Annotated in this window: 12 protein-coding genes; all 12 read right to left on the bottom strand. The window is 40.4% G+C overall.

Annotated elements, in window-relative coordinates; all coding sequences use genetic code 11:
• Positions 1-39: 39 nt before the first annotated feature.
• Complete coding sequence (locus tag HDC33_RS02885; RefSeq protein WP_179392600.1) at positions 40-1,038, bottom strand: P1 family peptidase; 999 nt, start codon at positions 1,036-1,038, stop codon at positions 40-42.
• Between the two features lie 274 nt (positions 1,039-1,312).
• Entirely contained in the window at positions 1,313-2,068 is a 756-nt protein-coding gene (locus tag HDC33_RS02880) for an SDR family oxidoreductase (RefSeq protein WP_179391018.1), read from the bottom strand.
• Positions 2,069-2,084: 16 nt separating this feature from the next.
• Positions 2,085-2,771: a ribose-5-phosphate isomerase RpiA gene (gene rpiA, locus HDC33_RS02875; protein WP_304625679.1), complete on the bottom strand. Its 687-nt coding sequence runs from the start codon at positions 2,769-2,771 to the stop codon at positions 2,085-2,087.
• Positions 2,772-2,989: 218 nt separating this feature from the next.
• Entirely contained in the window at positions 2,990-3,889 is a 900-nt protein-coding gene (locus tag HDC33_RS02870) for a fumarylacetoacetate hydrolase family protein (RefSeq protein WP_179391017.1), read from the bottom strand.
• A 94-nt stretch (positions 3,890-3,983) separates the two neighbouring features.
• Positions 3,984-6,194, bottom strand: a complete 2,211-nt coding sequence (locus HDC33_RS02865) for a dihydroxy-acid dehydratase domain-containing protein (RefSeq protein ID WP_179391016.1) — start codon at positions 6,192-6,194, stop codon at positions 3,984-3,986.
• Between the two features lie 83 nt (positions 6,195-6,277).
• Entirely contained in the window at positions 6,278-7,744 is a 1,467-nt protein-coding gene (gucD, locus tag HDC33_RS02860) for an alpha-ketoglutaric semialdehyde dehydrogenase GucD (protein ID WP_179391015.1), read from the bottom strand.
• Positions 7,745-7,915: 171 nt separating this feature from the next.
• Complete coding sequence (locus HDC33_RS02855; RefSeq protein ID WP_179391014.1) at positions 7,916-8,185, bottom strand: HPr family phosphocarrier protein; 270 nt, start codon at positions 8,183-8,185, stop codon at positions 7,916-7,918.
• 59 nt (positions 8,186-8,244) lie between these two features.
• Positions 8,245-9,240 carry a C-terminal binding protein gene (locus tag HDC33_RS02850; protein ID WP_179391013.1) on the bottom strand — a complete coding sequence of 332 codons (996 nt, stop codon included), beginning with the start codon at positions 9,238-9,240 and terminating at the stop codon, positions 8,245-8,247.
• 146 nt (positions 9,241-9,386) lie between these two features.
• Entirely contained in the window at positions 9,387-10,535 is a 1,149-nt protein-coding gene (gene dgoD / locus HDC33_RS02845; RefSeq protein ID WP_179391012.1) for a galactonate dehydratase, read from the bottom strand.
• 36 nt (positions 10,536-10,571) lie between these two features.
• Positions 10,572-11,216 carry a bifunctional 4-hydroxy-2-oxoglutarate aldolase/2-dehydro-3-deoxy-phosphogluconate aldolase gene (locus HDC33_RS02840; protein WP_179391011.1) on the bottom strand — a complete coding sequence of 215 codons (645 nt, stop codon included), beginning with the start codon at positions 11,214-11,216 and terminating at the stop codon, positions 10,572-10,574.
• A gap of 21 nt (positions 11,217-11,237) precedes the next feature.
• Positions 11,238-12,203 (bottom strand): sugar kinase, encoded by a 966-nt coding sequence (locus HDC33_RS02835; RefSeq protein WP_179391010.1) that lies wholly within the window; start codon positions 12,201-12,203, stop codon positions 11,238-11,240.
• 28 nt (positions 12,204-12,231) lie between these two features.
• Entirely contained in the window at positions 12,232-13,512 is a 1,281-nt protein-coding gene (locus HDC33_RS02830) for a TRAP transporter large permease (RefSeq protein WP_179391009.1), read from the bottom strand.
• Positions 13,513-13,526 lie beyond the last annotated feature (14 nt).

Raw genomic sequence — 13,526 nt, 5'->3', positions numbered from 1 at the left:
ATGGTGGAAAATTTTAAGCCACTTTCAAACTATCATCATTCAGCCAAACGGATAAGCATAAACGGTAGTCCCCATCCGCCCTGTAGTGTCTACTGCCTGCGATAAAGAATTCAATATCGCTTCTTCTGTAACTTCAGCCGCACCAAGGAATAGGTCATTCATGACTGGGTGATCCTCCCTCAATTGCCGCCTTGTTTCGACAGTATTCGTAGTAAAATGCGGAACCTTGTGCGCTGTCGAAAAAGCGATTACTATGTCACCACTGCCATTGCTGAAATGGCTGCCCGTTCTTCCCAGTCCGATTCCGCATCTTTTCGCTACCCGGCGCAGCTGCCTGCTGTCGAGCGGCGCATCTGTAGCCAAGACGATCATGATGGATCCGTCAGCCGGTTTGGGATACGTAGGCACTTCCCGGTTGTCATCCAGTTTATATTTTTCATGTTGAAAATCCTCTTTTCTACCAAAGTTACTAAGGACTAAGCAGCCGACCGTATAGGTCTTCCCACCTTCTCCGTCATTGACGATTCGTGATGAAGAACCAATTCCACCTTTATAGCCAAAACATATCATGCCTTTTCCTGCTCCAACCGCCCCTTCCAGGGATGCATCAGTGGAAGCGCCTTTAATAGAAGCAACAGCGTGACTTGGCTGAACCGATAGCTCGCGGATCGAGTTCAGCCTGCTGTCATTGCATTCCCCGACAACCAGATTAATTGTCCCGGTCGTATCTCCAACCTCAGGGTTTTCTTCTATCATATACTGTAATGTCCCTTGCGAAACTGCGGGAACGCCAAACGTATTGGTCAGCATAATCGGAGACTCAATCAGACCTAATTCGTCTACCTGGACAAGTCCTGTTGTTTTCCCGAAACCGTTCAATACATAGCTCGCGCCCACTACTTTATTCCTAAATAGATTATCGCCATGGGGTATAATAGCCGTCACGCCTGTAGCAGCGTATTCTTCTCCCTGCAATGGATTATCCAGCGTTATATGACCTACTTTCACACCCTTCACATCCGTTATACAATTTTTCATTCCGACTGGAAGACGACCGATTGTAATCCCCCTATCTCTGACTTTTTTAGGTTCTTGTTCATTCAATTTAATTCACTCCAGGTTTAGTGTATTTTATAGACCTACTTGTTTGTACACTTTTATATAGCCGAATGATATGTTTTTCCAAGTGAGGGACTTTACATTTGTACTACTGGAATATAGGTGACAGTCACCAATACAATTTGAACACTATTCAAACAGGAAATCTCCCAATCGAATGATTCAATTAGGAATAGATTAGGTATTTAACACCTTATAAGGAAGCTTGCCAACCTCCATCTACATATACAGTATGACCATTAACATAATTAGAAGCACTAGAGGCTAAATATATTGCTGTTCCTATTAATTCTTCCGGGTTCCCCCATCTCTGTAATGGAACTTCAGCCTTTACCCACTCATCAAAAGTAGAATCATTTGCAAGCGGTTTCGTCAAATCTGTTAGAAAGTAGCCTGGTCCAATAGCGTTCGTTTGAATATTATATTTCCCCCATTCAGTTGCCATTGCTTTCATCAGCATTTTCAATCCGCCTTTAGCGGCACAATAATTCGCAATACCTGGTCTTGCAGCCTCCGCATTCAATGATGTTATGTGAATTAACTTTCCTTTTAATCTAGGTTTCATATACTTGAACACACATTGTGAAACATAAAAAGAAGAACTTAAATTAACATTGATGACTGTTTCCCAATCTTCCTCCGTTAGCTCTTCAAGAAGTGCTCGACGCTGTATTCCTGCGTTATTTATGAGTACATCAATAGGCCCGACTGTCTCCTCAATGTGTTGAATCTCTTTATTCACAGAATCTTGGTCGCTAACATCAAAAGCATAGCTAAACGCATTTTCACCTAATTGGGCAGCTATCCAATTTGTTTTTTCAGGGTCTCTCCCATTGATAATCACTTTTGCTCCGACATCCAAGAATCCTTTTGCTAGAGCGTAGCCTATTCCTTTAGTCGAACCAGTAATTAAAATAATCTTATCTTTTACATCGAAGAGATTCTTCATTGCACATCCCCCTGCTTTATTTCGCTTCAATCACTTTTACTCCTGTTTTACCTGCGAGAATAACTATATCTGTCATTCCAATGAATAAACCAGTCTCAACAACTCCTACCATTTGCTTTAATTCGTAATGAAGTTTTTCAGGATTCGGAATTGATCCGAATTCACAATCAACGATATAATTTCCGTTATCGGAAACGAAACTAACGCCTTCCCGACTCCTTAAAACAGGTTTACATCCGAGTTGTGCAATTTTCATTGCAGTTACTTCCCAGCCAAATTGAAGGATTTCTACTGGCAAGGGAGCCTTACCCAATTGTGAAACTAATTTAGTGTCATCTGCAATAATAATCAATTTTGCTGAATGGGTATTGACGATTTTTTCCCGAACCAATGATCCACCGCCGCCTTTTGAAAGGTTGAACCTCGAATCAATTTCATTAGCACCATCTATCGCCAAATCGAGTAGTTGAACTTCTGAAAAATCAGTTAGGGGAATTCCGAATTCTCGGGCCCATCCTTCAGTGCGGATGGAAGAAGGGATTCCCTTAACATTCATTCCTTGCTCAATCATTTCTCCAAGTTTTTTTAACATCCAATACACTGTGGAGCCGGAACCAAGCCCAATTATCATGCCGTCTTTGATAAATTCTGCGGCTTTTTCTCCGGCAATTTTTTTTTGTAATTCCATTATTCGTTCACCCATCTGATTCACCCCTTTTTTCCGTTAACTGTTCTCTTTATAAAATCACTAATGACCAATACTATTAATAAAAAAACGGCTGGCTTACGGAAAAGGTACCGTAAGCAACCGCATATTTCCAGATATCGATACGAGAAGTAAAGAAGTTTATGTTTTTATTAACTATCTTCATTTATTTATCATTGCCTATCAGCTTTTTATCAATTCAACGATCTGGTCACTTAATGTACCTCTACCTCTATCTTTTCTTGTACTTTTACTGGGTTATTCAAGACGCCAATTCCAGGAATTTCAATTTCAATCCGGTCATTATCAGTAAGGGTAAAGTCATTAGGAGGGACGATACACGTTCCCGTCAGTAAGACAGTACCAGCAAAAACTTCATTGTCGAGGACCAAGTATGATACTAGTTCATCCAATTTCCGTTTTAATTGATTGACTTTCGCTTCACCCTCAAATACTTTTTCATCATTTCTAAAAATACGGCAAATTATTGTTAAATCATACGGGTTTTCAACCGCATCTTTCAACAAGATGGCTGGTCCTATAGCACATGAGTTCTTCCACATTTTAGCTTGTGGTAGGTAAAGGGGATTTTCTCCTTCTATATCACGGCAGCTCATATCATTCCCTGCAATATAACCTAGTATAGTTCCGTCTGAATCGAGAACTAGTCCAAGTTCTGGTTCTGGAATTTGCCAGTTCGAATCAGATCGTAGGTACACCGGGTCGTCTGGACCAACCGTTCTAGCTGCTGTAGATTTAAAGAATATTTCCGGACGTTCAGCATCGTACACTTTATCGTAAAATGTTTGGCTATCCAACTTTCCTTGCGTTGCCTCGTAGTTACGAGCATCCTTACTTTTCTCATAAGTAACGCCCGCTGCCCATACCTCGGGTGCATCGATTGGTGTTGTTAGTGTCACTTGTTCCAACTCCAATACATCCTTGGACTTAACTACAATATCTGAAACCACTTGAAGTGCTGTTTGCCCTTGCTCATTAGCTTGTTGAACCAACGACATAAAATCTTCAAATGGTAAATCATACACCTTATTTCCATTGCCTACTGCTGCCAATTGTTTTTGTTTTTGATTATTTATATAGCGAATAATTCTCATCAATAATTCCTCCTATTTCAAAATAGTAATTTTCCCGGCTGTATCAAAGAGATGTTTCTATCCAAATCAATACTCTTACTTCTTTATCATTTATCTATTGAGAGGTAAGTATCTGTTTATTTTCCTTTTGGAATAACACATCTTTTCGGTAATCTAATTGGGCCTCTTTAGCCACAATATTGGGGACTACCCCATTCGCCGCATCGGTATGTCCAACAATCCGGTTGCTAGCCGCCACAGATCGTTGACGCTTAGCCATTGTTTTAAGTCGTTCCTGGGCTAGATGATTTCTGCTATCCCGGATAGTATCAAATGAAAACGATGATGCTCCATTATTGAAATGATCAGCATCAATAAAGTTAACTTGGTTTCCTATTAAGTCCAAATACAATAAGTCTCCAGTTTGCAAATACAGAATCCCGCCGTCTTCAATTGCTTCTGGGGTCATATGACCAATCGCCGCACCATATGTAACACCCGAGTAACGGCCATCACTAATGAGTACTGCTAGTCGTTTAAGTTTACGATTGGCGTTTATATGTTGCATCGGTGTAAAGATTTCAGGCATTCCAAATGCTATTGGCCCTTGTCCTGCAATCGTAATTGCGATTTTCATAATATAGTTATCAACCATTGCATCGAATAAATCTTCGTACTCAAGGTCTTTATTATCCTCATACTGGTCTGGCGCATTCGCACTCAACATTAACAATAAATTTTCATGACTGAAACTCTTCTTTGTTTTCAACTGTGATAGTAATTCAAAATCCAATAGACCATTATTTGCATCATCTTCATTTGTAAAATATAAAACAAATGCAACTTTCTTATCAAATTGATTTAATTGTTGAGTTGGCATTCCGCTAATTTTCACTACCGCACTTTCAAAAAAATTACCTGTGAGAACATCTACTCCGCTAAACGATCTACGAGGTGAAGATAGAATAACTGGGTTCTCGGTTACATTGTCAGCTGATAACCCCTTCCGGTCCTGTAGTCGCTCTTTCCATGTTTGACCCGTTACCGTTGGGGCATCGACATCCATAGGTACACCGTTCTCCAATAGTTCGTAGAACAATGATTCCATTCCTTTGCTATCACCATCACAACATTGCATTGCAAGTGAGAAGATATCACGACCTTCTGTTAAGCTATAATTAAATAAGTCCGGGACTGGGTGGGAATGATGAATTTCATTCAAATCTTGCAGCCTAAATTTATAACCGCCATAGAGCATTCCTGCAACGATATGCATTATTAAATTGGTAGAACCGCCCGAAGAGCTGTGTATACGGATTGCATTCCGTATATTTGTAGCCATAATATTTGCAACACCGAATACTGGATCATTGATCATTTTTGCCAAACTGTCTACACCCTCATTTACTTGGGCTTGGTTAGGTGCGCTCGTTAATAATTCAAGTGTTGGATGTACGAGCCCCATACCTGCAACTAAATGACGGGAACTATTTCCAGTTCCGTTAAATGCACATACACCACCACTACCATCGCAAGTTGCTATAGCCAAGCGTTTTTCATAGTCTTTGTGAGCCTCTTTAGACACAATTCCTCTTTCAACAGCACGTTGTAGCACTCCTTGAAATGCTGTATTTGATGAGCATTGTAAAATATAATCCATTGCATCTCTTAAATCATCCGCAATATCAGTAGCACCTGATTCTATTGCTTTTTCAGCCAATTGATTAAACTCAATCATTAAATCTTCTGGTATAGTTCCTCCTTGCAACACATGAGCAGGTGCAAAAGTCGCGAAGAAAGGAGCTTCACCTCGATATTGTCGAAGACGGTCCAAATGCGCCAACGCACTTACAACACCTAAAGGTTGCTTATCACATCCTTGCAAAACAAATGCGCCGTGATAACTATGGGCCTCCAATTGATTCACTACCATTTGAGCCACTGCGTTTCGGCTTTGCAAGGAATAACTCATCCCTTGGTTACTTTGTGCAGTTCCGTCACACATTACAGGTGTGGAAAAATAAAAGGGTACTCCACCATTTTGCCAAATCCGTATAGCAGCATGTGAAGAAGTTTTATAATCCATAATATGAGCAGGATGATCAGCCGATCCGCCAATTATTGCGATTCGCGGTGCATTTTCTTCTAAACGATTATAGATTTCTTCCAACGACCAGTCTGGCGTTCCCCCTATATACTCCGCACCTAAAATCAGCTTTGCCCTATCAAGTATTCCCGCGACTGTAATTGGTTCATTAGCTTTCCCCTGAACATTATCTCTATATGGATTGATAGAGTTTGTGATTTTCGGAAATTGAACTGACATAGTATAAAACTCCTTTTTTTGTGGGAATAATCTGTTATAAAAATTTATAAAACTTCTAAACCAGCTTTCCTATTTGTTACTAATCAACCTTTAATAAAAACAGTTTTGATAGCTGTATAAAATTCTTTTGCCGCTTCTCCTTGTTCACGTGAACCAGTACTCGAAGCTTTCATCCCTCCGAATGGGGCTTGAAGTTCCACTCCTGCACTTTCCGCATTAATCCGGACTAGACCTACTTCAATTTCGTCAATGAATTCAAGGATGGAACCGATGTTAGTTGTGAAGATTGATGCACTCAATCCATATTTTGTAGCATTTGCGATTTCAATTGCTTTTTCCAAGTCTGTTGCGCGAAGCAATGCAATAACTGGGCCGAATATTTCTTCTTGAGCAATTCTCATATTAGATTGCACATCTCCGAAAATCGCTGGCGTAATGTAAAAACCTTTGTCAAACTCTTCGCCGGTCAATACCTCTCCACCTACTAAAAGGGTAGCTCCCTCTTCTTTCCCGATTTCAATATATTGTTTCACAGTATTAAACTGACTTTCACTAGCCGATGGTCCCATCCAGATTCCTTCTTTAAGGGCATCGCCTACAGTGATTTTTCCAGTTTCTGCAACCAATTTATTTACGAAACTATCATATACTTGCTCTTCTACAATGACCCGACTTGAAGCTGTACATTTCTGACCGGATGACCGGAAAGCCCCGCTAATTACAGCTTCAACTGCCGCATCGATATCAGCATCTTTCGTAACGATCACCGGGTTTTTTCCACCCATTTCTAATTGGAACTTAATCCCACGGGCTGCCGCCGACTTGGCAACACCTTCTCCTACACTTTCAGAACCAGTAAATGTAATTGCATCTAAAAGAGGATGATCAATCAAATCCTGGCCAATCACGGATCCTGAACCTGTGATGAAGTTCAGTACTCCAGCCGGCAGTCCTGCTTTAACAAAACACTCCACTACTTTAGCAGCTGTAACGGCAGCTTCGGTTGCCGGTTTAAACACGACGGTATTGCCGTAAACAAGTGCAGGTGCAATTTTCCAAATTGGAATAGCTACAGGGAAGTTCCAGGGAGTAATGATACCGACAACTCCAAGTGGTGTACGTTTTGTAAACATAAGCGCGTCTTTATCCGAAGATGGAATTACATCCCCGTCCTTTCTCATCCCTTCGCCGGCATAGTAACGAAGAATTGCGACACCACGCGCAGTTTCCCCTTTTGCTTCCGGAAGTGTTTTACCCATTTCTTTCGTCATTGTTTCAGCGATATCTTCTAAATTTTCTTCTAGAATGTTTGCAACTTTAAACAAAAATTGCCCTCTTGCGGCTTGACCAATTTTTCTCCATGATTTTTTAGCTTGATGTGCTGCATTGACTGTTTTCTCTAGGTCTTCTTTGTTTGAGTTTTGAACGTAGCCTACTACATTTTCTTTATTTAACGGACTGATACTTTTAATCGTCCCCTGAGAAGAGGAAACCACCCATTCGTTGTTGATTAGATTTTTAAATACTTTTTCTTTTGATAGTACTAGCATAATTATTAGCCCCTTTATTTTTTATTATTTAAAGTTATGACATCGCCTATTCCGTCTCCGATTAAATGATAGACACTGACCATAACTTCTGAAAAATATTGCACAGTATTTTCCTTGGTATTACTTTTATTAGTAGAGTAGCTCATTTTTTCTTTTATCCCTTTTCTTCTATTAATCCGTCTCACAAAGGTAATCCACTACCTCTTTCAAAGCCTTTTCACAATCTTTCCCAACAGCACTAACTACTAAATTGTCCCCATTCCTAAGCTGTAATGTTATTAAGCCAAGAAAGCTTTTTAAGTTTATTTCATGAATTGATCCATCTACATTCTTTTTAAGATAGATTTCTGATTGAAACTTCTGTGTAGCTTTACTAACTTCAACAATCGTTACATTCTCTGAAATATTAACAACAATTGTTTTACTAACACTTCTTTCCATTCATTTATCCCCCTTACTAGAGACTCCCAACTATTTCAATTCGACTCGAATTACTTTCCTCATACTCTGTCCTCTAACTTCACTGTCTTTTTCACTTCTTTGTTAACCAAGTATCTTGGATAATAACCAGATAAGACATCTGCAACATTTTGTGCAGTTTTTCGTTTTAATTCAACTTCTGCCTCGACAGAATTGAACGCTGCGTGTGGTGTTAAAATGACATTATCCATTTTTAATAAAGGGTTATTTTGATCAATAGGTTCTATCTCTAGTACATCTAGTCCAGCCCCTGCTATTTTGCCTTCTTCTAATGCATTAATAAGTGCCTTTTCATCAATAATTCGACCACGGGAGGTATTAATAATAAATGCTTCTCTTTTCATTTTGCTGAATTGCTCATTACTAATCATGCCTTCAGTATGTTTATTCAACGGAACATGAATAGAAACATAGTCCGAGAGTTTGCATAGGTCGTCTAAAGTAACAAGTTTTACATTCATTTCATGTGCTACTGCTTCAGACACAAATGGATCATAAGCAATTACAGTTAAACCAAATGCTTGTGCCTTTTTTGCAACAGTTTGCGGGATATTCCCAAATCCAACAAGACCAAGGGTGCGCCCTCTTAGTCGAAAGATCGGTACGCCGACATTGAAATTCCAAGTTCCACTCTTCACAGCATTATTAAGTTTCGTTATTTTTCGTGCGCTCGAAAGAAGCAAAGCGATTGTGTGATCCGACACTTCATCCAGGCAATAGTCGGTTACATTTCCTACCATAATCCCCATTTCAGTCGCTGCATCAATATCAATCGTATTAAATCCCACACCATAGCGGGCGATGACTTTACACTTCTCTAATTTTTCAATTACTTTACGGGAAATTGGGGCGTACTGACTAATAAGCGCATCCGCGTCTTTACATTCGGCAATTACATCCTCTTCCGTACGACATTGTTTATACGTTAGCTCTATGCCAATCTTACTCAGGACTTCTTGCTCAGGTGCAAATGTTGTGTATTCATAATCGGTAACAATGACTTTATAACAGCTCAATTTAATCACTCCTTTTTACATCACCCGATAGAATTTTCAGCACTGTAATGCTGAAAAAACTTTTCATTACTGTAGCGAACCTTGCACTTGGGTAAAAAGTTTAAGTCCAATAGATGATTACTTAGACAAATACATCCATTCCATTACTACCACTCGGCAATTGTTCCATCTTTATGACGCCACACTGGGTTTCTCCAATTGTGACCAATCTTAGCTTGTTCCCTAACAAACTCTTCGTTTATCGAAATACCAAGACCAGGTCCTTTCAACATATCTACATAGCCGTCTTTATAGTCAAAGACCTTTGGGTCATTTAAATAATCAAGCAAATCACTACCTTGGTTATAATGAATACCTAAACTTTGTTCTTGTATAAATACATTATGCGAGGTGGCGTCTACTTGAAGACATGATGCCAGCGCGATTGGTCCGAGTGGGCAATGGGGCGCAACCGCAACGTCGTAAGCTTCAGCCATCGCGAAAATCTTCTTACATTCGGTAATTCCGCCAGCATGCGATAAATCAGGTTGAATAATATCCACATAGCCATCCGCAAGCAATTTTTTAAAGTCCCATTTAGAAAACATACGTTCACCGGTCGCGATTGGAATATTCGTTGCATGTGCGATTTCACGGAGGGCTTCATTATTCTCAGGCAGTACCGGTTCCTCAATAAACATTGGTCTAAACTGCTCTAGCTCCTTGACGAGTACTTTTGCCATCGGTTTATGAACCCGTCCATGAAAGTCAATCCCAATACCAATGTAGTCCCCAACAGCCTCACGAACAGCCGCAATTCTTTCGACAGCTTCATCGATTTTTTGATAGGAGTCAATATATTGCAACTCCTCAGTCCCGTTCATTTTCACAGCAGTAAATCCAGCTTCAACTGCCTGTTTAGCTGCTTTTCCTACATCGTTTGGTCGGTCTCCACCAATCCAGGAATATACTCTGACAGAGTCTCGACAAGCACCACCCATTAATTCGGAAATCGGTGCATTATGGTATTTACCTTTTATATCCCATAAGGCCTGGTCAATTCCCGCAATTGCACTCATTAAGATTGGACCTCCGCGGTAAAAACCGCTCCTATACATCACTTGCCAATGATCCTCTATTCGTAGGGGGTCTTTCCCAATTATGTACTCACTTAATTCTTCTACGGCCGCTTGGACCGTAGTTGCACGACCTTCTACGATTGGCTCTCCCCATCCGACAATTCCTTCATCTGTTTCGATTTTCAGAAATAACCATCTTGGTGGAACAATGAATGTTTCTATTTTAGTAATCCTCACTTGTAAGCCTCCCATTACCAATTTTCTTGTTACCCATTAAACTCTAGCATTCTGAATTTTACAGATGAATTCTTTGGCAATTCGGGTTAATACGTCATAACGTTTATCTTCAATCGCTTTCGCATCAAGTAAAGATCCTCCTGCACCTACAGCAATTGCACCATTTTTTATGAATTGCTCAACATTATCCAAAGTAATCCCGCCAGTAGGCATCATTGGAATGTGTCCCAACGGTCCTTGCAAATTTTTAAGATAATTAACACCTAGCGAGTCTCCCGGAAATACTTTAACCAAATCTGCTCCTGCCGAGTATGCTTGAAGAATTTCGGTTGGTGTCATCACGCCCGGAATCGATATTTTTCCGTAACGGTTCGTAAGCTGAATCGTTCTCACATCAAAAGTCGGTGAGAAAATAAAATCCGAGCCTGCATCAATTGCTCCTTTAGCAGATTCAGCGTCTAACACTGTACCCGCGCCAACTAGGATTTTGTCATTGAACTTTTCTTTCAGACTTTTTATCATTTCTAACGCGCCCGGCGTATCCATCGTAATTTCCAGAGCTTCCACACCGCCATCTACAAGCGCTTCAGCAATTGAATGTATCTGCAATTGCTTTGGCCTACGGATAACAGCTATCAGTCCCGATTCCTTAAGTCGTATTAGATTTTCCCACTTTTTCATGCTTGAAATCTCCCGTCACTATTATCTTTTAACATCTCTTGCAGTACCTATTGGTTCCATAAATCGATCGATAGTCTGCAAAGTTGGCAGACCTTCCACATCACCATTTACACTGACAACCATTGCACCGATTGCATTTGCTCGCCTAACGACTAATGAGAGCGGTTCTTTTCGTAAAATTCCACTAATAATACCCGCGGCAAAACCGTCCCCTGCCCCTACTGGATCAACTACATGTTTAACGGGAAATCCTTCAATATAAGACCCTTCATCTTTAGTACGTAAATATGCTCCATCACGACCAAGTTTAATAATAATTGTCTTATCACCATCACCCATTAATATGTCGGCGATGTCTTCCACCTCTGTCATTCCAGTCATGAATTGACCTTCATCAAGTCCTGGTAAAATGACATCCGCATGAATAGCAATTTCATTAAAAACACTTTTTGCTTGTTCTGCTGTCCACAGCTTCAGGCGTAAATTCGGATCAAAAACAATTGTCATCTTGTTTCTTTTTGCAATTTGAATGGCTTTCATCACAGTTTGATAACACGATTTACTAAGTGCCGGCGTTATCCCTGTAATGTGGAGTACTTTTGCCTGCGCAATATAATTTTCATCCAATTCAGCTGCTTCCATTAAACTTGCCGCGGAATTTTTACGATAGTAATAAACATTTAAATCTTCTGCCGATAGCTGTTCCTTAAAGATTAATCCAGTTTGCGCCTTATCCGTAAAAACACAGGAAGATACATCGACACCTTCTCCACGGATGAACTTGTATATGTACAGACCAAATGGATCATCTCCTAGTTTGCTGAACCATCCCACAGAATGGCCCAACCTCGTTAATCCGATTGCTACATTCGATTCTGCCCCCCCGATACTTTTAGGGAATTGGCGAACATATTCCAGGGGCAACATTTGCTCCGGTTGGAATAGAACCATTGTTTCTCCCAACGTAAAGACGTCTATTTTACTCATACGATCCGTCCTTTATTAGTTGTATTTCTTATTTCGATAGCCCTACTAAGAACATAGATAGTTGTGGAATGAACGTAATAAGCATTAGCGTAAATAGCATAGCGAAAATGAATGGCAGAACCGCACGTGATAACGATTCAAGTGATAACCCGGATATTCCTGATGCCACAAACAAGTTCACACCAAGTGGTGGTGTAATAAATCCAATCGCTAAGTTGACAACCATCAAGATTCCGAAGTGGATAGGGTCATAACCAATTTGAATCGCAATTGGCAATAAAATGGGTGTTAATATAATAATTGCTGCAAGTGTATCCATAAACATGCCGACAACCAACAATAGAGCCATGATGAGCATGATTATGATTATTGGTTCATCCGAAATTTTCATAAGTGCTTGCGCCACTTTTGTAGGTACTTGTTCGATTGTCAGGAAACGTCCGAATGCAGTTGCCGTTCCGACAATGATTAGGACTGTCGCCGTCGTCAATGCCGAATCGACCATCACTTTCGGCAAATCCTTAATAGAAAGCTCGCGATATAATACCATTGAAGCGAATAGACCATAAACAACCGCTATAACTGCTGCTTCAGTTGGTGTGAAGAAACCTCCGTAAATTCCGCCTAAAATGATGACCGGTATCAATAACGCCCATTTGGCATCCCAGAATGCCGCTCCTATTTTCTTTATTGAAGTTGGTTCGTCCATACCTCTGTATCCTTTTTTCTTGGAGTAGTAGTACGCCCAAACCATCATCGAAATTCCGACCAATATTCCAGGAATGATACCAGCAATGAACAAATCTCCGATTGAAGCATTTCCGACCACTCCGTAAATAACCATTGGAATACTTGGAGGAATGATGACTCCAATTGATCCCGCTGAAGCAACGATTGCCGTTGCAAACTTCAAGTCATACCCGTTACGAACCATCGCCGGAATCATAATTCCTCCAATTGCTGCAACTGTAGCAGGACCTGAACCTGAAATAGCTGCAAAAAACATACATGTAATAATTGTCGCGATTGCAAACCCACCTGTTTTATTTCCTACTATCGCATTCGCGACGTTAAACAATCTTTCAGATATTCCGCCTTTCCCCATGATTTCCCCCGCTAAAATGAAGAAAGGTACAGCCATTAATGGAAATGAATCGACAGATGTAACTAATTCTTTCGCCAAGAACTCAACTGGTAAAGTCCCCGTAAAAAATATTGTTATTAGCGTTGCCAGGCCGATTGAGATACCAATAGGCACACTTAAAAATAACAGCACGGCAAAACTAGCGAACAGGATAGCAGTTGTCATCATTTAACCTCCAA

It is taken from the genome of Sporosarcina sp. JAI121 (assembly GCF_013408665.1).
GTDB lineage: Bacteria > Bacillota > Bacilli > Bacillales_A > Planococcaceae > Sporosarcina.
Note: the sequence above shows the minus strand (reverse complement) of the source record. Positions and strands in the feature narration are given on the sequence as shown.

Coding starts and splice junctions, on each gene's coding strand:
- HDC33_RS02885 (WP_179392600.1), bottom strand. CDS start 1,038: ATGAAAAATTGTATAACGGATGTGAAGGGTGTGAAAGTAGGTCATATA.
- HDC33_RS02880 (WP_179391018.1), bottom strand. CDS start 2,068: ATGAAGAATCTCTTCGATGTAAAAGATAAGATTATTTTAATTACTGGT.
- rpiA (WP_304625679.1), bottom strand. CDS start 2,771: ATGGGTGAACGAATAATGGAATTACAAAAAAAAATTGCCGGAGAAAAA.
- HDC33_RS02870 (WP_179391017.1), bottom strand. CDS start 3,889: ATGAGAATTATTCGCTATATAAATAATCAAAAACAAAAACAATTGGCA.
- HDC33_RS02865 (WP_179391016.1), bottom strand. CDS start 6,194: ATGTCAGTTCAATTTCCGAAAATCACAAACTCTATCAATCCATATAGA.
- gucD (WP_179391015.1), bottom strand. CDS start 7,744: ATGCTAGTACTATCAAAAGAAAAAGTATTTAAAAATCTAATCAACAAC.
- HDC33_RS02855 (WP_179391014.1), bottom strand. CDS start 8,185: ATGGAAAGAAGTGTTAGTAAAACAATTGTTGTTAATATTTCAGAGAAT.
- HDC33_RS02840 (WP_179391011.1), bottom strand. CDS start 11,216: ATGAAAAAGTGGGAAAATCTAATACGACTTAAGGAATCGGGACTGATA.
- HDC33_RS02835 (WP_179391010.1), bottom strand. CDS start 12,203: ATGAGTAAAATAGACGTCTTTACGTTGGGAGAAACAATGGTTCTATTC.
- HDC33_RS02830 (WP_179391009.1), bottom strand. CDS start 13,512: ATGACAACTGCTATCCTGTTCGCTAGTTTTGCCGTGCTGTTATTTTTA.